The sequence below is a fragment of the Blautia ammoniilytica genome (assembly GCF_025566965.1).
Lineage (GTDB): Bacteria > Bacillota > Clostridia > Lachnospirales > Lachnospiraceae > Blautia_A > Blautia_A ammoniilytica.
In genome coordinates, this window is the sequence record NZ_JAOQJL010000005.1 from 17,904 (window position 1) to 39,126 (window position 21,223).

Here is a 21,223-nt window from a genome sequence, read left to right on the forward strand (position 1 = left end):
TAGTTGTGCGGTGTTGTTGTCTCACGCACGATATAGCTTCCAAATGGTAATGGAATACTGCAGGCATACCCTTTTTCATCTGTGAAAATCTCAGTTGCTCCATTTTCTCCACTCACTACTGGTTTTGCAGAATCAAAATCATAACTTCCATCTGCTTTCTTTGTAAGGGAAGATTTCAGATAAACTGTAAATCCAGCTCCGGATAACAGATCTGCATCGGTCTTTCCATTGTTGGCTGCTTTAATGATCTGGAATGGCTGCTTGATGACCTGCTCACTGGAAGTGCACTCTCTTTTTACTTCTGATGTCATATCTCCTTCATAACTGCACGTAAGATCATGCTCTTCTGTATCTGCCAGGTATCCGGTCGGAGGTGTAATCTCTTTGATATAATATTTGCCAAGATACAAGCCATTTACAGAAGCCTGTCCTTTGTCATCTGTTGTAAGAGAAGCTACCTGTTCTCCTGCTTTATAAATAGTTCCAGTTGCTCCGTCCGGATGCACGATATCTTCACGGGCATACAGACCATAAACTGCACCTTTCAGTGTGGCATCTCCCTGCGGTACTGCTTTTCCTGTTTCTTTATCAACTTTGAATAAATTGATCTTTGCTGTCACACGGTCATTGCTGAAGGTATGGGCAAATGATACGGTTGCTTCTTTATCATTGGTGTAAGAAAACTTGAACGTATACACATCTTCTGTATTTCTTACATAGCCTTCCGGTGCCTGATCTTCTTTTACAAAATAGGAATATCCAATCGGAAGATCCGCTGTGAATTTTGCATTCCCATCTGCTCCAGTAGTTGCTTTCTCAATCAGTGTTCCTTTTTTCACAACAACGGTTCCGTCTGCATTTCTAATATCATCGGATGCATACAGAGCAAAAATACCGCCATTCAGTGGTTTCTTGATGTCTTTATCCTGTTTTACTACGGAAACATCTGCTTTCTGTCTCTCGTTGTTAAAAGTCACATCTGCAAATACAACTTCTTTATTCTGTCCGGCATAGGTCAGAGTCACTGGCTTTTCTTCGCTGCCGTTATAGAAATTGTCCGGTGCTTTTGCTTCTTTTACCACATAGGTTCCAAGATGCAGGTTTTTCAGTGTGACAGAACCATTCTCACCTGTTGTCAGATTTTCTTTTACCAAGTCACCTTTGCTGTACACTTTTGTGCCATAAGCAGTTACGATATCCGCTCCGGCATACACGTTATATACTGCATTTTTCTGTCTGCGGTTCTCATACTGGAATACGGTTCCACTCTCACTGACTTCTGCACCGATAAGAACCTGACCTTCTTTGTAAATGGTAAGCTCTGCCAGCTGCTCCTTGTTTTCCACGGTCACAGCCGAGGTCTTACTTGCTACCAGTTTCACATTTGTTGCCGTTGCATTTACTACATATCCCTGTGGCGCTGTGATCTCTTTCAGATAAACGGTATCCTGTGTCTTGATGATCGTAACAGAGGATTTTCCATTCTTATCTGTTGCCGGCATCTGAGTGATCAGCTTTGTACATGCCTCATCGCTGTATACACCGAATACTGCACCTGCAAGATTGACATCCGCTGTATCGTCTTTCTTTACGATTTCGATCGTAGCCTGTTCAATCCAAGACACTTTGAAATCAATATATTTTTCATCTGTCACACCTTCACCAAATACCAACGCAAGATCCTGCGTGTCAGATCCGGTGGTGATTTTATAAGCAGAGTAATCTTTTGTAATACTTCCCTTCATTGTAGAAGACCAGCTCTGTGCCACGTCACTCACCTGTGTCAGTGGTGCAGAAAGATAAAACTTTGTTCCTCCGCAAATTTCTACACTTGCACCAGCTTTACTTGTTGTGCCTGTGCTTAGATTATGAAGTTTCACACCAGACGGAAGCTTCATCGTAATTGTCTGTAGCTTATCTGCTTTGAATGTAATATCTTTGGTTCTCTGTGAATTGCCATCCACATAAGCTTTTACATCTCCATCAGAAAATGACATTGCTACATCCGGTATTTCTGGCTGTGAAACACAATAATTATACAATTTCATTGCTAAATTCTTGGCTGTACTATTCGCTCCGGAAAAAGCGTCGCCACTTCCATTAGCATAAGAAGCCGCCAGATGAACAAGAATGAATTTTGCTCCAGCACTAAGATTTCCATAACCATTCTCTTCTGTAAAGAATCCTTCATCTCCTGCTGCCTTGGTTCCGTAATAACATACCTTAGCTAATGTTTTTCCATCTCCGACTTTACTAATCGTGTAATTACCTGTTCCTGGTCCCGGTTTTGATGGCTGTACACAGTAAGCAGTCGCAGATACATTTCCAAACTGAACCGTATACTGATAGGTAAGATAAGAACCATAACCATAATCCGCATAACGATACAGAGTTCCTCTTGTAACAGATACTTTCTGTACACTTCTTGCACTTGTCTTTGCCATAAAAGTGACTGTTTCACCAGCTTCCATGGCGTATAAATCAATTCCTTCCTCTTCCGCCTGCTCCATTGCATCCGATACTGTAAGACCTGTTTCCGAATCCGTTGTATTTTCAGTATCTTCTTCCATATCCGGTAATAGTTCGCTTGCCTGAGAATCAAATTCTTCTATCTCGCTTTCCGTCACTTCCTCTGTTGGAAGCAATTCCGAGTCTGCTTCTGAATTCTCCGTTTCCTCTGTCTGCTGTTCACTGCCAGCTGTTTCTGATTCGGTTACTGCTTCACTCCCTGCAGTTTCTGTCTGCACTTCTGTTTCTTTCTCACGCACAATCAGCTTTCGGCTGATCTGGTACTTCGGATGCTCCTGATTTACCGGTTCCACATAATAGACCGCTTTGTAAGTGTCCGCATGATCTGTCGTAAAATCCTCATTCTTATCATTCTTTGCTTCCTCAAATGTGACTTTAACCTTGTTATCATCCTTGATTTCCAGTCCGGTATAATCTGATTTCACATTAAATACACTGCCTGTTTCGATTTCATAATCTTTGGCAGTCACCACCTCATCTTCATCCAGAAGGTCTTTCACTTCCTCATAAAGTGGAGGTTTCTCCTCTGGCTGGATCTCCGCTGCATATGCCGTCATCGGAGATAGCACTGTACTAAGCATTGTCATGCCTGCCAGCAAGCCAGATACTACTTTTCTAAAATTACCTTTTTTCTTCATGCTAAGGTCCTCTCTTTCATATATTTGTATTAAAACAGACAGTCCTTAGACTGCCTGCAATACACTACTTATCGTTGTGGAAAAATCAGATTGAACTGTACATTTCCCTCTCCGGGATCAACCATCTCCACAGTTGCTTCGTACTGTCTCCCTGTTTTTCTTGATACCAGATCCTTATAATGGATTTTTCCTTTAGACAGGAACTTCTTTGCTGCCGTCTTATCCATCTTTTTTCCCTGACTCGCAAGGAATTTATCATTCTTCCATAAGGTAAAAGTACAGTTCCGGTCAGAACAGTAAAAGTTTACTTTCCCTTCCTGGACATCTGCTCCACATCGGGGACATTTGCCAATGACTTCTCCTTTTGCCTTTCCCTGAAACTGATTTTTCTTTTCTTCTGAAATTCCCTGATACCTGGCAACCAGTTCCTGCATCAGTTCTGTAATCCCATTTAGGAATTCATCTGCTGTCTCTGTATTCTGGGCAATGTGATTCAATGCCATTTCCCACTCTGCGGTCATCTTCGGAGATTTAATCTCATCTGGCAGAACTGTAATCAATACATTACCATCATCTGTCGGCACCAGATTTTTCTTTTCCCTTTTCACAAAACCAGACTGAATCAGTTTTTCAATGATTGCTGCCCTTGTTGCCGGAGTACCAAGTCCTTTCTTTTCTGTATCTTCGGTCAGTTCTTCATTCCCTGCACGTTCCATCGCAGAAAGCAGGGTATCTTCTGATACGCTTTGTCAAGGGTGTTTAAGAAATTTTTTCGCTTTGTTCAAACTCTTTTGCACAATCATTCAAAATAAGCCGCTTAATCTTATCGGTCATCGTTTCCTTGCTCGTTTCGCTGAAATGCAGCTTGACACGATAGGTTGTCTTTCCAATCCTCTTTACCATAACGGGCTGCTGTGTACCTTGTGCGGTCAGAGGGGATGCGGTAGGGGTGGCGGTGCGGGTGTTGGTTTCGTTGCTCATAGGCTCTCCTTTCAAAGATAAAGCCCCATGCGGTCAGCACATGGGGCGGTGGTCGGTATAGTGAAAGTGCGAAAGTGCAAAGTGCAAAGGGTCTGCGTTTTGCACTTTCAGCTTGCGGGTTCGGGTGGCTGCTTCTTCTTGATGAAGTTGTACCATTGACCGCCCACGCGCCTTGCGCCTAAAACCGCGCTCATGTTGCGCTTGGCGTTCTGTACCGTCCTCTCGGATATTCCGGCTTCGGCTGCGGCTTTTACAATGTTCTCGCTGGCAAGCTCTTTCCCGTCTGCAAGCAGGTCAAGTATCAGCCTTTCGGCTTGCTCGGTTTTGGTGGCGGTGTTCCCACCCGCGCCGGACAGCAGCTCGTCGGCGGTGATGTCGTATTCGCCTATCCACGAAAAGCCCGTTTCCGGGTCAAGGCAAAAGGCAACGGGCTTGCCCTCCGGCGCAAGGGAAGATTTGTCATGGACGATAACGCGCACATTCGGTTCTCGCTTCACGCGCCCGATCAGCAGGACGCTCCTTGCTGCGGCGCGGAAGTCGATAGAACCTAAGCCCCTGTATGCGCTCTGCCCTCCGGCAGCTTTGTTGAGATGTCCGATAAGGATAACGGCGCACCCGGTACGCTCGGCAACATCGGCAAGGCGGCGGAACATGGGGCGCACTTCGTTTGCCCGGTTCATGTCGGTCTTTTCGCCCATGTACGCCTGTATGGGGTCAAGGATAATCAGCCGCGCCCCGTTCTGCGTGATTGCCTTTTCTATGCGCTCGTCGGAGAGGGTAAGTTCCCGCTTGGCTTCATCAATCACAAGTACGCGGTCAAGGTCGGCTTCGGCTTCTATCAAGCGTGGCTTGACGGTATCGCCCAGCCCGTCCTCGGCGGTCTGGTAAATTACTTGGAATGGCGGCAAGGGCTTCATTCCCGGCAGCGTTCCCCCGGTGGTGCAGGCGGCGGCAAGGCGTAGGGCAAAGGTGGTCTTGCCCTCGCCGGGATTGCCTTGCACAATGGTTACTTTCCCAAAGGGGATATACGGCTCCCATAGCCATTCAACGGTCTGTGTGTCAACCTCGCTCATGCGGATAATCTCAACGGTTTCTTCCTGCGGCGGCTCTTTCAAGCCGTAAATCGCTTCCCGGATATACTTCCCGTCCGCGATTTCTGCCCGGTGCTGCAATACCTCGTTCCAGTCCTTGTAAAGCGGCACAAGGCGGTGGACGGTCAAGCCCTCCGGCACAAGCCCCACAAGGCGGCTGCAAGCGTCGTTTCCGGCTTGGTCGCTGTCAAGGCAGAGGTAAACGGTCTTGATGTTCAGACGGTCAGAAAGGAAACGCAAAAGGGCTTTTTCCCCCACGCCGCCCAACGCCAGATAGCTTTGCTTTTGCCAGTCTTTTTTGAACAGACAGAGGAAAGATAAGAGGTCTATCGGGGCTTCAAAGACAAACAATCTTTCGCCCTCGCCACGGTAGCAGAAGTTAAAGGCTTTGTCGCTGCCTTTCACATCAAGCCGGAAGTTCCCGGCTGTGCCGCGCTGGTGGGCGTAGCGCGGTATTCCGTCCTCGTCCCGCCCTACGAATACGGCGTTGTGGTGGGCGGCTTCCTCGTAAATATCCCCGTTGGAAAAGAAAAAGCCCGACACATCTTCATCAATGCGGCGGGCTGCTGTGAGATAGTTCCTCGCTGTTCGGTTGTCGGTGTTCCGGGGTGGTAGCCGGAAGTCAGAGAGGGGCGCGGGGCTTGGTCTGTCTGGCGGTAGGGCTGCGCCTTTTTCTCCTGTCAGCATTTCAACGGCTTCGGTAAAGCTCTTGCCGAAAAACTCCATGACAAAATCAACGGGACCGCCGCCCTTGCTCTGGCTGTGGCGATACCATTTGTTTCCCCGGACGGTCAGGCTGTCGTGCCGCTTCCAGCGGTATTCGTTTCCGGCGCGGATAAGCCGCTCTCCCTGTGATTGCAGGAAAGAAACAAGGTCGGCTTGGTTGGCGCGGTCTATTTGTTCTTGGGTGTAATACATGGTTGATACCTCGCTTTCTGTGGTTGAATTGTTCATAGTTTTGATGTAGAATGAAACCGAAAAATCGGAAGTTAGTGAGGTGCTGGATTGTGAATGAAAGAGAAAGAATTATTCACTTATGGTTTGAAATGTGGCTTACAAAACAGGATTTAGGTATTGATAATATTTTTGCAGAAGATGTAATTTATACTGAAAGTTGGAGTCCAAAATATAATAACCGTCAAATCGTAAAACACTGGTTTCAGGAATGGAATACTCGTGGCAAAGTCGTTGCTTGGGAAATCAAACAATTTTTCCACAAAGGAAATCAGACGATTGTGGAGTGGTATTTCAAAAATGAAATGAACAATGGGAGCATAGAGGAATTTGATGGAATTTCCCTGGTTGAATGGACAAAGGATAATAAAATAAAATCATTGAAAGAGTTTGGCTGCAATTTGAATAATTATAATCCTTATGAGCATAGTGACCTGCCCGAATTTAGGGACGAAAGAGCAAGTTGGTTTTAATATTAGGAATCAATAGCGTCCATTTTATCGGAAAACATTTAGGACGGACAGGCAAAGCAGCTTGCCCGTCCTTTTCTTTATCGCTCCTGTTCGTGTCGCTTGGCGCGGTTCTGTGTCTGCTCCGGCTGGTCGGCGCGGAGTGCAATATCCACGCATTTGCGGATTTTTTGAAGCTCGGCAACCTCGGTGCGGATATCTTTCAGTTTGGTATAATCGCTGTCCCTCTGTGTTTTGAGGTCAGCATATTCCTGTTCCCATTCCGCAATAGGCAAGGTCTTTGTTCCTTTCGGCAGATTTGCATGGAGATAGCGGTTTGCCGCGTCCCATAGGGTAAGATCGGCTCGGCGGGCTTCCGCAAACTTCTCCTGTTTTCCTTTCCAGCGGATTTGTCGATACTCGTCCTGTATGGGCTTGTAGGTCTGATAATTTCTGCCGTACTCCATGAGTTTTTGCAGTTCTTTCATGCGCTGCTCGGCGGTTTTCATTCCCTCCCGGATTGAATAGGCTTTATCACTGACAGAGGAAAGAGAAGCGTCCAGTTCATCAAGATTAGAGATACCATGCTCGGAAAGATAGTTGACCGCCGCCGCTATGGTTTTCAGTTCATCGGCTGTGTGCTGTTGTTGCCAACGCTGTGAATACTTCCGGCTCTTTTCTCTCTGAACGCTCAAATACTTCATCAACAGATTTGCGAGGTTGGGAGATTGCGGCGGCTGTTCTGGGGCGGTTTCCCGCGCTTTGAACAGGTCGGCAATCCATTCTTTGAGCTTCCCAATCTGCGCCCGGATTTCCCGGATAAGGCGGTTTGCCTTTTGGATATTTCGGTTCAGTTCGCCTTTCTCGGTGGCGATACCTTTCTTCTCCATCTGGCAAGCAGCTACGCCCATGTGGACGGTGGGTATCTCGTCTATGCCGCGCTCGGCGTTGCTGCGGTGGTCGATACGCTCCGGGCTTCCGTTCTTCTCCAAAAAGTCGTTGGTAAAGTCAGCCCATGCCTTGCGCCACAAGAGGGTGTTGTCCTTGTCGTTCCAGCCTGTAAGGTCAACTTTGTGGGTTTTGTATCTGCCGCTTGGCAAGCGGATACGCTCCCCGTTTTCATCAAGGTCATATTCCTTTTTTGATTTCGCTGCCCATGCTCCGCGCTCGTCAAGTGGTCGCATAGTCAGCATGATATGACAATGGGGATTGCCGCTGTCGGTGTCGTGAATGGCAAAATCCACACACATTCCTCTGGAAACAAATTGAGAGGAACAGTATTCCCGGACAAGCCGGATCTGTTCCTCTCTGGATAATTCTATGGGGAGCGCCGCGTCAATCTCTCTGGCAAGCTGGGCGTTCCCAGCTTTCTCGTAAAGTTCCACGCTGTTCCACAAGGTTGAACGGTCAGAGAAAGAGGGTGGTGCGTGGGACGGCAGCATGATTTCGGTATGGACAACGCCGCCTTTGCGGGTGTAGTCATGTGTCATTCCGTCCCATTCGTTTGTCAGCTTTTCGCCGCTTCGGTAGGCGGCTGCGGCAACGGCTGATTTGCCTTTTCCTCGGCTCACAATGCCGATGTTCCAATGGTAAATGGCTATGGGTATCACCTCCCGGATAGGATAACAAAACCCGCAAAAAGGGTACAGACGCCAACGGCGGGTGTGCTGTTTTTGCGGGTGTGCAGGGATAGCCGCGAAGCGGCGCAAGGGGGGCAGCCCCTTGTTGCGGCAAAGCCGCCATATCGGAGCGCGGGGAAAGTTCCCTGTGCGGAGATAAGCCCTCGGCAGAGCGCACACGCCCGCAAGGGTGTATAAGTGCGCCCTTAGTTCCTAAGGGATTTTCAGCTTGTCGTTTCCTCGGCTCGTTTTCTCAAAAACTCCCGCGCTGGTTCACTCGTCAAAGCAAGTCGGAAAAAGGTCTGCGCATCCTCGTCCGGCATGGCAATAAGCTCCGGCACAAGGCTTTCCATGAAGCCGCCGCGCTTGCAAAGCCTGTGGTTTCTCGCCTTGCGTTCCTCGACGGATAGCTTCTGCTTGATGATTTTCTCCCGGTTCTCAAGCTGCCGGATTTTCTTCTTTCCGCCCTCAATCTCGGCTTGCAGTTCCTCACGGGTTTTCTCTCTCGGTTTTGTCATGGTTGGTCGCTCCTTTCTGCCCATAGGCATAGAAAAAGGACAGTCGATTTTCTCGGCTGTCCTGATGGTAGTATTAAATTTTCATGGGGTTATCCGTTGAAAGAACTTAGGTCAAGCGCACCATTATTTATCAGCTCTTGGATAATGGTAGCCAAATCGTTTTTCACACTTTCGCTTTCAGTTTTTGCACCCGCATTTTCAACATATACGGTGCTATCTCCCAACTTAAAAGTCGCATAGTAAATTACATTCTGTTCTCCCACGCTGTTCCGGTCTGTTACAAAATATCCTGCCGTCACGCTTGTGCCATTTACTTCGCTACTTTCTTCACTTCCTACAATCTTCGTATCAAGTAGTGCTATATCCGTTGTAGATATTACCACTTTGGCATTTTCGATTTTTCCCTCAAAACCAATCAATTCTTTGTTGCTGTCGGAAACAGTATCATCAACACGAAAAACTGCATGAGCTGTAACGGTCAAGTTTGGAAAAAGAGATGCAGCTTCCGTTTCCGTAAGTTGCCTTGTTGTTATAGTCCCGTCAATGTCAATGCTTGAGCCAGCAGTTTCCGATTTTACAAAGATGATTTCATTTCCGTTGTCCAAAGTGGCAATGTCAGTTTTGTTCCCGAACAATCCATTTTGAAATACGCCTACGCCTAAAACAGCAATTACTGCAAAGCAAGCTGCAATAGCCCCCCACTTTACCCAAATGGGCTTTTTGGCTTTCTTCTTGTAGTTGAGAGCTTCATCGACATATTTTGTGTCAAGCTCGCTCATAGCGTCGGAAAACTTCTTTGCATTCATACGAATACCTCTCTTTCAATCAAATATTGCTTCATCTTCTCGCGGATACGGGTCAGCCGGACAGAAATGTTTTTTTCTGAAAGCCCCATAAACTCGGCTATGTCCTTATAGCTGTCGGAAAACCAATAGCGGCGCATGAAAATAACGCGGTTTTCGGTAGTCAGCGTGTCTAAAAATGCTTCAATGATACGGGCTAACTCTTTGGCTTCGATTTCTGCTTCTACTGTATTCGGAGCTGCTATACAGGCTTCAATTTCTTCCAAAGCAATCGTGTAATGGCTGCTCCGTTTGGCTGCTTCCTTTCTCCAATAGATTTTGAGTGAAATGTTCCGAACGATTTTAACAAGATAAGATAGCAGCGGGTTAGGTCGTGCCGGGGGAATGGCGTTCCATGCGCCTAAATAAGCGTCGTTTACACATTCCTCCGCGTCTTGTCTGCTGCCTACGATATGGTAGGAAAGATTGTGGCAGACCTTTCCGTATTTTATATCCAGCTCTCGTATGCCTTGTTCTGAACGTCCAAAAAACATTTCTATGATTTTTTCGTCGTCTATCATCTCACCGCCTCCTTTCGGGCTTCACCTATGTACTACGGTTTCAGCGGCAAATACTACATCTAATCCGAAACTTTTTCAAAAAAATTATAGCACATCTTTTTGAATAGGGTGTGTCAAGTTGCCGGAATGTTTCTTTGCCGCTTTGCTGGCGGCGTTCCTCCGTTCCTCACTGTATGGGGCGGTCAGACGGAAAGAGAAACGCCCCTTTGCAATATCAAACTCCATGCAGCCCGTTTCGGGGTCTGCGTCGGTTTGGCAGCACTGGTCGGGGTACTGTCCGGCGTAGGCGGCAAGCCGCTTCTTTAAGTCGGTGTTGTGGGTGTGGATATGGATAAGGGGGTCTTTCTCGTCAAACCAAATATCGGTGGTCTTTTCCTGCTTCGTAAGCCCTGTTCTCATAAACTCTCCTTTCTGCGCCCCTGTTACGCAATAGGGGCATTTTTCGGGTGTTTTTCCCGGCTCTTGGCTTGGGAAAAACGGCGATTTTCCAATAGAAAACGCTCCGGCGATACATTCCTCGTCCAGAGCGTTTCTATCGTGAAATATGGGATTTTTTCGGCTCTTGACGCTCATACATAGATAAGCTCAAACTTGACGATTTCCTCCGCTTGCGCCTTGCAGGTGTTCATCAGCCCCACCCATTGCATGGGGTCTGCGGCTTTCAGTTCCTCGGTTGCGCCCGCACCCTCGGCAAGCTGCGGGATAATGAGGTCAAGGCGGCGACGGACGGCGGCTTCAATCTCGGCGCAATGCTCATAGAGGCTTTCGCTTGCGACAAGGGCGGTGTAGAGGTCGGGGCGGTAGCCCTCAAGGTAGGCTTTCCGCAAGTGTCCGTAATGCCCGATAGGGGGCTTTTTCTTGGCGGGTGCGTCGCCGTTGTCAATCAATCTTCTCATGCGCTCAATGCTCCTTTCTCGTCCTGCACAAGAGGAAGCTCGATAGGCTCTTGCGGCTCCTGTGCCTGTTCTTGCTGCTCTTTCCATTGTTTGCGTTTTTTCTGCATATAGCGGCGGTTGTACTCGGCTTTCTTTGCCCGTCGGCGTTCCTGTTCGGCTATCGCGGCGATTTCTTCCTCCGTCAGTTCCACTTCCTCGTGTGGGATTTCCACCTTGCCCACGAAGTTAAAGAAAATCTCAATTTCCTGTGTGCGGCTTGCCCCTTTGCCCTCCGCTTGGTGGACAAGGATTTTTTCAATAAACTCATTTATCATGGCGGGGGTAAGCTCGGAAAAATCTGTGTACCGCTTCACAAGAGCGATAAACTTTTCCGCATTGACGCTCTCGCTGCTGATACGGTCAAGCTCCTGTTGGTCTTGGGTAATGCTTGTGTTCAGCCCGTCCAATTCAAGTTCAAAATCGTGTAGCATTTGCTCAAAGAGCTTATCAGAAAGTTTCCCATTGACATTATCCTCATAGAGCTTTCGTATCAAGCGGCTCAATTCATCGGCGCGTTTCTCGCTGCGCTGTTTCCTCTGCCGTATGGTCTTGATAGCCTTTTTCTGCCGTTCCCCGGAAGCGGAGCAGACTTGTTCAATAAAGGCGGCTTCATTGTTCTGCGCGTAGTTGCATACTTCCTTTATCGCTTCAAGTAGCAGTTCATTTACAACAACGGTGCGGATAAGGTGGGTGGTGCAGTAGGTGTCATATCGCTGATTTCCTAAATCGTATCGGGAGCAGTTGTATTCGTCGCGGTCTGGACGCCTTTTCCCGTTTGGTCGCCCCGCCCAATCCCGCGCCTTTCCCGCTTTCCCTCGATGGTTATACATCTTCGCCCCACAATCGGCACAAAACATTAAGCCGGTTAAGGGGTTGGCTTCTCCGATGGTGTCAGTTCTGCGGATTGTTTTTCTCAATGACTGTACGCGCTCCCATGTTTCTTTGTCAATGATGGCTTCCTGTGTGTCCTCGAAGATAACTAAATCCTCTTTGGGTGTCGCTTTGGAGCGTTTGTCCTTGTAGCTTTCCTTGTAAGTCCGAAAGTTTACGGTATGCCCCATGTATTCCGGCTTTGACAGAATATCGGAAATTGTATTGCCGCGCCATGCGTAAGGCTCGGTTGAATTGTAGTTTGACTTGTGATTTCCCATGCCGCGCTGTGCAAGATAGTAGGACGGTCTTTCTATCTTTTCCAACGCAAGAATACGGGCGGTTTCATACGGACCTTTGCCCTCTATCGCCATTCGGTAAATCCGGCGTACTACCTCGGCGGCTTCCTCGTCAATAATCCAATGGTTTTTATCATTCGGGTCTTTCTTGTAGCCGTATATGCAATGGTTTGTCAAATGTGCGCCGGACATTCCCTTTGCCCGTAAAACAGTTGTGATTTTGCGGCTGGAGTCACGAACATACCACTCGTTCATAATGTTCAAAAACGGCGCAAACTCGCTGCTTTCCCGTTTGTCGCTGTCTACACCGTTGGCAATGGCGATAAAGCGCACGCCGTTTTCTCTGAACATCACTTCGGTATAAAATCCCACTTGCAAGTAATCCCTACCGACGCGACTTAAATCTTTTACAAGGACATGGGAAACCTCGCCGCTTTCAATGCTTTCAATCATGCGCTTCCAATTCGGACGGTCAAAATTAGCCCCAGACCACCCATCGTCGGTAAAGTGGACGCAGTTAGTAAAGCCATGCGATTTTGCATAATCTTCAAGCAGCTTCTTTTGATTGATAATCGAATTGCTGTCGCCTGTCAGTTCGTCGTCGCGGCTCAACCTCTCATAAAGGGCTGTGATTTTTCCGCTTCCTGTTTGCTTTGTTTTCATGGGTCAATTCTCCTTTCTATGGGCGATTTCTTATCCCCCTTTCATAGCATATAACATCTGTGTACTGTTTCGGTGGCTGTGTGAAATGCTCCGATACCAAAGAATCACAGGGACCATAATGCTTGCCTGCCCAGATATCCAGCTCCGGCTCTTCTTTCTCAATCTTTACGCCAAAGAACTGTTTCAATTTATTTTCGATCGCCTTGAATCCTTCCTGCTTTGTTTTCTTTGCTGTGAGATAAAACGTATGATAATTGCAGGTGATCTGGCATTTATGGCTTTCATAAATATAAGGATCTGCAGTTGCTGTCAGAACCCTGGCACTGATCAGATACAAAATCTTGCGGTTTCGTTCTTTCAGTTCACCAATATCTGCTTTGGCTACTTCCATGGTTGGGATAATCGCATGGTGATCGGATACTTTCTTTGAATTTAATACCTTACTCACGTCTGGGTGATATTCCAGACCTTCAGCATAAGGCATTTTCCCAAGTAACATCTGAATCAGTGTTTCAGTGCTTTCTCCCATCTCATCTGTCAGATACTGGCTGTCTGTTCTCGGATAAGTGACCAGCTTCTGCTCATACATCTCCTGCACGGCATCCAATGTCTGCTGTGCGGTATAACCAAACATTCTGTTTGCTTCCCTCTGCAGAGTGGTCAAATCATAGAGCTTCGGAGGACGGACCGTTTTTTCTTTCACATCATCCTTTTCCACTTCGCACATACGCTCCATACAGTCCGCAGCCACTCTATCTGCATCTTCTTTTTTCTGAAAATGCTCTGTGACCGCATCCATCTCGTCAAACTTGATATGAGCCATATAATATTTTTCTTTGGTAAATTCCTTGATCTTCTGATTTCGATCCACGATCATGGCAAGTGTTGGTGTCTGTACTCTTCCAACTTTCAGATTCTGGTTATACAGAACGGAAAAAAGACGGCTCGCATTGATTCCCACCAGCCAGTCTGCCTTTGCCCTGCAAAGTGCTGACTGATAGAGACTGTCATAACACGAACCGTCTTTTAATGACGCAAATCCATCTTTAATTGCCTGTTCCTCCATGGAAGAGATCCAGAGCCGCTTCATCGGCTTTTTGCATCCTGCCTGCTCATACACCAGACGGAAGATTAGTTCTCCTTCCCGCCCGGCATCTGTAGCACAGATTACTTCATCTACTTTGGAATCTCGCATCAGTTTTTTCAAGATTCCAAACTGCTTTTTCGTGCCTTCCAATACCCTGTGTTTCCAACATTCCGGCACAATCGGCAGATCTTCATATCTCCATTTTTTATATTTTTCATCGTATTCTGATGCATCACATAATCCAACCAGATGTCCTACGCACCAGGAAACGAGATAACCGTTTCCTTCCACGTAGCCATCTTTTCTTGTTCTGGCTCCAATCACGGAAGCCAGTGCCATCGCAACCGATGGCTTTTCTGCAATCACTAATTTCATTTACTCCTGCTCCTCTTCTTCATCTTCCAGCACAGCATCATCAAAATCCTCGTCTCTCAGGATTTCTGGTTCTATACTTTCTTCCTGCTCATCTGCATCGTCTACTTCCCGCTTTTCAGATTCTGAATCTTCGGATTCATCTTCATCCTCTTCCATCTCATCCTCGTCATCATATTCATGCTTTGGTTTATAGACTTTGAAGTAATATCCTCCTGCCGCAGCTCCTACTGCAACCAGTGCAATCAGAAGATACGTTCCAAATGGACTTTTATCTTCTGGCATCTGGATTTCATCCTCTACCTTATCTTTCTCAGCTGTCTCAGTTGTTTCCGGCTTTTCTTCTTCAGCCTGTTTCTCTGGTTCTGCATAAACAGTATCTACTTCCGGAAGTGTCACGGAATCAGAAAGTGTGAAGTTCATCAGATCTTTCTCGCTGACTTCTGTAAGGAAATACACATTATCCTGAGATTTTGAATTGTCGATGATCAGATAAAAAATCTTACCACTCTTAGTTGAAATGGTATAAAACTCTTTTGTGCCTTCCGTAGCTGTTTTAGTAACAGAATCTGCTGTCTCGCCTTCTTTATTAAGCTGTTCCTCAATACCTGTCACTGTCCGATCATCCACAGTTCCTTTTGCATCTGTTGGCTCAGAAGCTTGTGCATCCTGCGGAAGCGGAGAAGTCGTTGTTTTTTCAGTTCCCGTTGCATCTGCACTGGTCGTAGTTGCCATTGCACCATTGCTGTCACTGGAGGTTTTCTGTTTCTCTGCCTGCTTCTTTGCCCATTCATAATAAGGATTCTGCAACACATACTTTTCAGAAGTATTTCCGGCACCGTCTGTTACCGTAATCTCAATCTGTTTTGTAGTAAAATCTTTCTGTGTCAGTTGCACTCTCAGCATTCCATCCTTCAGATCTGTATAAGTGGTGCCATTAACTGTTACTGCAGTAATCCCGGATACTGTATCATTCCCCTGAATCGTCAGCACACCATCTGTCAGGGAAGCAGAGAGTGTCGGCTTTTCCGTGTCATAACACTTAATAGAACGATTCTGCTCATACACCTTTCCATCACCATCTGTCACACGCACATACACTGTCTGATTTCCTGTGATCGTGATACTTCCGCTTCCAGTTACATCCTGCCAGCTTCCATCTTTTCCTGCTTTTGCTTCAATCTTTGCTATTGAGAAACCTTCCGGCATATGGCTGGCATCTACCGTAACAGCAATGGTTGTTTCTCCCTGTTTCCATCCATCCGGTTTCTCAATCGTGATTGCAGGCGTGGTATTCTCAGCTGCATAAGCAGTCTGTGTCTGGAGCAAAGGTGTTGTCAGGCAAAGAAATGTCGTTGCTGCAAGCAGACTCTTTTTTACCCTGCTTTTAGTATTTGTTCTCTTCTTCTGTTTCATTTTTTCCAGATTCATCATCGGCTTTTATTTCCTCCTTCTGTATTTCTACCCTGCCGGGCAACTCATTTTTCATTTTCTTTTTAAAAGCTTCCAATTCCGGAATACTCATATCCATTGCACGGATAATTCTTACAATTTCCAGATTTTCTGCTTCTGTTTTTGCAATCTCCGCAGCCTTGAACCGCTTTAAATCTGCTTCATATCTGGCTTTAGATGCTTCCATTTTTTCCTTGGCTTTCTCATAATCTGCCGTTGCTTTTTCAAGACTTTTCATCTCTTCTCCTTTCCGGGCGGCTGTTATACCGCCCTTTTCCTTACCATCGCCCGAATCCATAGAAATGGCTCTGCCAGTATGGAGAGTTGATGGACGTGTACTGAACCGGATGCCCACAATGGATCATCTGACCATTGCCCACATAGATTCCAATATGCGTTACTGGTTCTCCTGCATCGTAGGTTCCGGTAAAGAAGATCAGATCTCCTGGCTGTGCTTCTGACTGGGATACTGGCGTACAAATGTTGTACAGTCCCTGTGCAGTCAATCTTCCTGTATTCCTTACACCAGAGTTTGTCAGGCAGTAACTTACAAATCCAGAACAGTCAAATCCACTTGGAGAATATCCACCCCACACATACGGTGTTCCTAGATATCTCGCTGCTTCGTTCAACAAACGCTGTGCCGCTTCACTGGTGTATTCATTGCCGCCAAAGCCTGCCCCTTCTCCAGTTTCCAGATAAAAGATCGGGTTTAAGCGCTCTCCATTTTTCAGAAGTTCAATATGAAGATGGCTTCCTGTAGAATTTCCAGTATTTCCTACAAGACCAATCTCATCACCTTTCGTGACGGATACACCTGCAGATACACTCCGGCTACTTAAATGTGCATACCGCAGTTCATAGCCTTTACTGTCCTTGATCACAACATAATTGCCATAGCTGTCGTTATAAGCAGAAGTTGTAACCGTTCCGGTCAGCCCTGCCATTACTTTTGTTCCCTCCGGCGCTCCGATATCCATACCATTATGAAGCTGATTTGCTCCTGAAATTGGATGAATCCGATATCCATAATAACTTGTCACACTGGAATACCAGTTAAAATCAACCGGTGTCGCAAACATCTGTAAATTACCTTTCGTATCGTTATAGACACTGAACAGTTCTTTCTGGAAAAATCCCAGCCTGTCCTGACAGATCGACATCAGATTTCCGCTGTTTAAGGTGACATTCAGCACATCTATATCTCTTGTCCTGGTCACTTCCACTTCCTGGCTTCCATTATCATCTGCCAGATAGCATTCCCAGGTCTTATGACCATGTGCGGATGCTGCCGCATGACTGTCATAATAGACATCAAACTGTACACCGTATCTTGCGAAAGCTCCGGTATCTTCTACCGTATATTCGACACCATTCATGACCACCTTTGTTCCCATTGGAACAAACGGATTGGAAGCATCTACTGCTAAGGTATGATTGGCTGTTGGATATGCTCCACTGGCAGTCGGTCCTCCACTCCAAATACCACAACAGATTGGACAGTTACAATATCCGCTTGTTACAACCTGTCCCAACGATTCTCCAACTCTTACTGTTGCTGTCTCTGTCACAGTTTCATTGACTGCTTCAGTAGTCAGATGATATTGCTCTACAAACAATGCATCCAGTTCAGGCTTGACCTGTTCAAAAGTAAACTCCTCATACTTTGCTGACAGATAACTGATTAGGATAAACGGATCATGCTCAATAGGTCCGATGTTATATCGGTATTCCTCATGTCCCGATTCTTCAGACTCCATGTTGTTAATCCGCTCCTGCAGATTAGCTTCCAGCTGTGTATAATACAGTTCCGCTTCCCGGATTGCTTGATCCGATGACAGATAACTGGTTCCCGTGTAAGTGATCACATTTTGTAAAAACACTGCAGAGCATGACGTGACATTCGTTATAATCAGAAACATCAATCCGATCAGAACTGCCACACTGATATACACCTTCCGGTTTTCTTTAAAGAAGTTGGTGACCTTACCGCCAATCTTCTTAATATAATCAATCGTACCTTTTGTAGCTGTTCCTACTATCTGTTCACTTCGCTTCGCTTTGGCATAATCCCGTTTGATCTGTTGCTTCTGAATCTGTTTTTTCAGCTTCTTCTGCTCCTGATGGGATGCAGCCTGTGCCTGTTTCTCTGCCTGTCTCTCAAGTCTGCTTCTTTTTCTGGATGCCCACTGTTTCCTGCGTCTGGCACTTCTCTGTTCCAGCCGGTAAACACCTTCGCCGCTTTCTTCTAACTTATGGGCACCTTCTACCGCCGCATTATCGTCTTCATTTTTGCTAATCTCACGGTGTAATGCTACGGAAGTTGCACTTCCTGCTTTCTTGACAACAGAAGTTTTTTCTGTTTTCACAGATTCCCCTTCACCAAACTTCAAACGGGATTTTTTCTTTCCAGGAGTTTCTCCTTCATTTGCCTGATAGACCTGTGCTTTCTTGGAATGCTGCTTTGCTTCCTTTTTCTTTCTTGCTTCTTCATAAGAAAACTTTTTGGCTTTTTCCTTCTGTTTCTGATGGCGGAAATTGACTCCATCCGTATCCATCTGGTTCAATTTCTCCATATCTTTGTCATTTTTCACAGAAGCACCAGTTTCCTCATAAGCAAACTTCAAACGTTGTTTTTGTTTTGGCTTTTTGCTGCCACCTGTCTGATTTCTCCGGCTGTCTCCTCTGTTTTCTGATAGATCAGCACGTTTTTCTTTCAGTCTCCCTGACTGTCCGGCTTCGGATTTTTCTGCAAGTCTGGATTCTTTTCCGACTTCAGCACGGATTCTTTTTCTATTTTGCTGTTTACTACTCTGTCCCAAATCCTCACTTTGCTTCTCTGTCCGTATCAGTTCCGGTGCATCCCTGGATTTTTGCACAGAGGGTCGAATATTTTTCCCACTCCGTTCAGACTGGCGGGGAGACTTATCCACAAGGTTTTCTTCTTTTTCCCCCTGTTTTCTTCCCATCTGCACATCACCGACACGGTTACTGACACGAACAGAAGATTTATCTGTCAGGTTTTCTTCCACCAGCCCATCCTTGGTCATCTTCTGGACTTTCTTGTCCCTGACTTTCATTCTCTGTTCTGCCACTACTTACTCCTCCTTCTTCGGATACCCTTTCCCTGCCTGTAATAAGCAGAGAAAAGCGATGCCGAAAACAGCACCGCCACTAAAAGTTAATACATATGAAATTGCTCGTAACATTGTTTTCTCCTTTGATTTAACCTGCTTCGGAAGTCTCCTCTAAGCGGGTTGTCATGATTTTATAGAGGGAATTCTTCGGGAATCTGTCTACAAATGGGATAATGACATTTCCATAGAACAAAAGTCCTTCCCCCTCATTACTGTTGGTTACATAGGACAGCTGGGTTGGTGAGATATTCAGCTGTTTTGCCAGAATCTGCCTGTCTCCGGAAGCCTGATTGAGCATATAAATGAAGTCTGAGTTTTCAAAAATGTTCTCAATTTCCCTGGAAGACAGCAAATCCTTAATATTCTGGGTGATGCCAGTTGGAATACCACCCCATTTACGGAATCTCTTCCATATCTCCACACTATAAGCTGCGGTCTGCTCTTCCTTCAAAAGAAGGTGGAACTCATCCACATAATATCTGGTGGACTTATGGGCAGAACGGTTCATCGTTACCCTGTTCCAGACCTGATCCTGGATTACAAGCATCCCGATTTTTTTCAGCTGCTTACCAAGTTCCTTGATGTCAAAGCATACAATGCGGTTATTGATATCCACGTTTGTCTGATGATTAAACACATTCAAAGAACCTGTAACATAAATCTCCAATGATGTGGCCAGTCGCTGTGCTTCCGGTTCTTCCTGTTTTCTCAGAAGATTATATAAATCCTCTAGGATTGGCATCTTCTCAGGTACTGGATCGGCAAGGTATTCCTGATATACTAACCGCACACAACGGTCAATAATGGTCTTTTCTACCGGCTCCAATCCATTCTTTCCTCCAACAATCAGTTCACACAAAGACAGAATAAAATCTGCTTTCAGTGACAGTGGATTGTCTTCCTCGGAATAATTCAGATTCAGATCCATTGGATTGATATACTGGTCAGATACCGGCGAAACTCTTACCACCTGCCCATGCAGCGCCTGCACAAGTGCCGAATATTCGGCTTCTGGATCACAGACAATGATATCGTCCTCCGTAATCAAAAAGCAGTTTGTAATTTCCCTCTTTGCTGAGAAGGACTTACCGGAACCTGGTGTACCAAGAATCAGTCCATTCGGGTTCTTCAGACGTTTCCGGTCAACCATGATCATGTTGTTGGATAATGCATTCAATCCATAATAAAGAGCTTCCCCTTCCTGAAACAGTTCCTGTGTCGTAAATGGCACGAAGATCGCCGTTGAAGATGTGGTAAGCCCTCTCTGAATTTCAATTCGATTGACTCCAAGCGGAATACAGGACATGAGTGCTGCTTCCTGCTGATAATCCAGCTGTTTTAAGGAACAGTTATATTTCTGTGCGATCCCCTGCACCTGGAAAATATTATTATCCAGCTTCTGACGCTTCTTTGCGGTATTCATTACCAGAACTGTCACAAGGAACATTCTCTCATTTCTGGACTGCAGATCTTCCAGCAGATTCTTTGCCTCTTCGCCATAAGTCACAAGGTCCGATGGAAGCACGTCCATATCATAACCGGAACGTACCGCACGCTTCTGCTCTTCGATCTTCATCTTATCAAGATCAGAAATCTTACTCTTGATCATCTTGATTGCTGAACTCTGATCAATGGACTGGATATGAATGTTGACATTGATGCTGTCATCCACATCCAGAAAATCTGCAAGCATCCGGTCTGTCAGCTCCGGTGCAAGAATCTGAAGGTAACTCACACTTCCCATCGTTCTTCCCATCAAAAATGTCTGATTCTTGGAAAAGTTAAAGGAAGTCGGTGCAATAAAATCTTTGGTCTTTAATCCGGTTTCCGGAAGCATCTTGTACTGGAACTTAAATGGTTCGATCCGATCCTGGTTGAACACATGATACAGAATCTCCAGCCTTTCCAGTCCATTCAAAGAATGTGCCTGTGCTCCCAGAACCTTAAAGTTATTTAAGATATCTGTTTCGATTCTTTCAAGCCTTGGTCTTGCTACCTTCAGACTTTCTGCTTCAATTCCAAAAGTGATATACTTCGTCTTTACCAGACCATTATTTCCTTTGGAAAGCTGATTTTTCAGCATAGTACGGTATTCTTCACGAATGGCATTGAAGTCATCGTTCTGATCCGGAATGTCAATGCTTTTCTCAAATTCTGCCACATCCACCTGCTGATTGATAAAGGACAGCTGCACACTGATGGAAGAATCAAAGTAATTTAAAAAATCACAGTAATTCTCAAATATCGTGGTCTTATCCTCATTTAA

Annotated in this window: 15 protein-coding genes and 2 pseudogenes; 1 reads left to right on the forward strand and 16 read right to left on the reverse strand. The window is 46.0% G+C overall.

Annotation, left to right across the window (positions count from 1 at the left end):
- From OCV61_RS03520 to OCV61_RS03535, 4 genes and pseudogenes are all read right to left on the reverse strand, one after another.
- Positions 1-3,167 (reverse strand): SpaA isopeptide-forming pilin-related protein (locus tag OCV61_RS03520; RefSeq protein ID WP_262582662.1); only part of this gene is annotated, 3,167 nt, incomplete at its 3' end.
- 68 nt (positions 3,168-3,235) lie between these two features.
- Positions 3,236-3,898: pseudogene (locus OCV61_RS03525) on the reverse strand (DNA topoisomerase); the annotation flags it as partial.
- A 28-nt stretch (positions 3,899-3,926) separates the two neighbouring features.
- On the reverse strand, positions 3,927-4,148 hold the full coding sequence (locus tag OCV61_RS03530) for a transposon-encoded TnpW family protein (RefSeq protein ID WP_097777333.1): 222 nt from the start codon (positions 4,146-4,148) through the stop codon (positions 3,927-3,929).
- Between the two features lie 107 nt (positions 4,149-4,255).
- Positions 4,256-6,157, reverse strand: a complete 1,902-nt coding sequence (locus OCV61_RS03535) for an AAA family ATPase (protein WP_158420701.1) — start codon at positions 6,155-6,157, stop codon at positions 4,256-4,258.
- A gap of 89 nt (positions 6,158-6,246) precedes the next feature.
- On the opposite strand from OCV61_RS03535, the gene OCV61_RS03540 reads away from it, so the two are divergent.
- Entirely contained in the window at positions 6,247-6,666 is a 420-nt protein-coding gene (locus OCV61_RS03540) for a nuclear transport factor 2 family protein (protein WP_099571277.1), read from the forward strand.
- Positions 6,667-6,743: 77 nt separating this feature from the next.
- Here OCV61_RS03540 and mobQ read toward each other — a convergent pair whose 3' ends face one another.
- The 12 genes and pseudogenes from mobQ to OCV61_RS03600 form a co-directional block, all read right to left on the reverse strand.
- A complete protein-coding gene (gene mobQ, locus OCV61_RS03545; protein WP_158420769.1) occupies positions 6,744-8,252 on the reverse strand; it encodes a MobQ family relaxase in 1,509 nt (502 codons plus the stop codon).
- Between the two features lie 233 nt (positions 8,253-8,485).
- Positions 8,486-8,779 (reverse strand): DUF3847 domain-containing protein, encoded by a 294-nt coding sequence (locus OCV61_RS03550; RefSeq protein WP_118554221.1) that lies wholly within the window; start codon positions 8,777-8,779, stop codon positions 8,486-8,488.
- An 89-nt stretch (positions 8,780-8,868) separates the two neighbouring features.
- Positions 8,869-9,585 (reverse strand): hypothetical protein, encoded by a 717-nt coding sequence (locus tag OCV61_RS03555; RefSeq protein ID WP_158420702.1) that lies wholly within the window; start codon positions 9,583-9,585, stop codon positions 8,869-8,871.
- The gene (locus OCV61_RS03560; RefSeq protein WP_005922902.1) at positions 9,582-10,142 is read right to left on the reverse strand and encodes an RNA polymerase sigma factor; all 561 of its coding nucleotides are present in this window, start codon (positions 10,140-10,142) and stop codon (positions 9,582-9,584) included. The genes OCV61_RS03555 and OCV61_RS03560 overlap by 4 nt, the downstream gene beginning before the upstream one ends.
- An 84-nt stretch (positions 10,143-10,226) precedes the next feature.
- Positions 10,227-10,715, reverse strand: a complete 489-nt coding sequence (locus OCV61_RS18965) for a hypothetical protein (protein WP_330382876.1) — start codon at positions 10,713-10,715, stop codon at positions 10,227-10,229.
- Positions 10,712-11,038 carry a TnpV protein gene (locus OCV61_RS03570; RefSeq protein ID WP_158420703.1) on the reverse strand — a complete coding sequence of 109 codons (327 nt, stop codon included), beginning with the start codon at positions 11,036-11,038 and terminating at the stop codon, positions 10,712-10,714. Before OCV61_RS03570 ends, OCV61_RS18965 begins: the two co-directional genes overlap by 4 nt.
- The gene (locus tag OCV61_RS03575) at positions 11,035-12,909 is read right to left on the reverse strand and encodes a recombinase family protein (RefSeq protein WP_158420704.1); all 1,875 of its coding nucleotides are present in this window, start codon (positions 12,907-12,909) and stop codon (positions 11,035-11,037) included. Before OCV61_RS03575 ends, OCV61_RS03570 begins: the two co-directional genes overlap by 4 nt.
- Before the next feature lie 55 nt (positions 12,910-12,964).
- Positions 12,965-14,371 (reverse strand): annotated as a pseudogene (locus OCV61_RS03580) (DNA topoisomerase); the annotation flags it as partial.
- A complete protein-coding gene (locus tag OCV61_RS03585) occupies positions 14,372-15,802 on the reverse strand; it encodes a CD1107 family mobile element protein (RefSeq protein ID WP_023922641.1) in 1,431 nt (476 codons plus the stop codon).
- The gene (locus OCV61_RS03590) at positions 15,756-16,118 is read right to left on the reverse strand and encodes a DUF4315 family protein (protein ID WP_012744294.1); all 363 of its coding nucleotides are present in this window, start codon (positions 16,116-16,118) and stop codon (positions 15,756-15,758) included. The genes OCV61_RS03585 and OCV61_RS03590 overlap by 47 nt, the downstream gene beginning before the upstream one ends.
- Positions 16,099-18,900, reverse strand: coding sequence for a CD1108 family mobile element protein (locus tag OCV61_RS03595; RefSeq protein WP_158420771.1), 2,802 nt, complete (start codon positions 18,898-18,900; stop codon positions 16,099-16,101). Before OCV61_RS03595 ends, OCV61_RS03590 begins: the two co-directional genes overlap by 20 nt.
- 145 nt (positions 18,901-19,045) lie before the next feature.
- A partial coding sequence (locus OCV61_RS03600; RefSeq protein ID WP_262582663.1) for a VirB4-like conjugal transfer ATPase, CD1110 family occupies positions 19,046-21,223 on the reverse strand: 2,178 nt, incomplete at its 5' end.

Bases quoted from the DNA above. Each gene is read 5' to 3' on its own strand.
- OCV61_RS03575 (WP_158420704.1), bottom strand. From the start codon at position 12,909: ATGAAAACAAAGCAAACAGGAAGCGGAAAAATCACAGCCCTTTATGAG.
- OCV61_RS03555 (WP_158420702.1), bottom strand. From the start codon at position 9,585: ATGAATGCAAAGAAGTTTTCCGACGCTATGAGCGAGCTTGACACAAAA.
- OCV61_RS03570 (WP_158420703.1), bottom strand. From the start codon at position 11,038: ATGAGAAGATTGATTGACAACGGCGACGCACCCGCCAAGAAAAAGCCC.
- OCV61_RS03535 (WP_158420701.1), bottom strand. From the start codon at position 6,157: ATGTATTACACCCAAGAACAAATAGACCGCGCCAACCAAGCCGACCTT.
- OCV61_RS03550 (WP_118554221.1), bottom strand. From the start codon at position 8,779: ATGACAAAACCGAGAGAGAAAACCCGTGAGGAACTGCAAGCCGAGATT.
- OCV61_RS03585 (WP_023922641.1), bottom strand. From the start codon at position 15,802: ATGATGAATCTGGAAAAAATGAAACAGAAGAAGAGAACAAATACTAAA.
- OCV61_RS03530 (WP_097777333.1), bottom strand. From the start codon at position 4,148: ATGAGCAACGAAACCAACACCCGCACCGCCACCCCTACCGCATCCCCT.
- OCV61_RS18965 (WP_330382876.1), bottom strand. From the start codon at position 10,715: ATGAGCGTCAAGAGCCGAAAAAATCCCATATTTCACGATAGAAACGCT.
- OCV61_RS03590 (WP_012744294.1), bottom strand. From the start codon at position 16,118: ATGGATTCGGGCGATGGTAAGGAAAAGGGCGGTATAACAGCCGCCCGG.
- OCV61_RS03560 (WP_005922902.1), bottom strand. From the start codon at position 10,142: ATGATAGACGACGAAAAAATCATAGAAATGTTTTTTGGACGTTCAGAA.
- OCV61_RS03595 (WP_158420771.1), bottom strand. From the start codon at position 18,900: ATGAAAGTCAGGGACAAGAAAGTCCAGAAGATGACCAAGGATGGGCTG.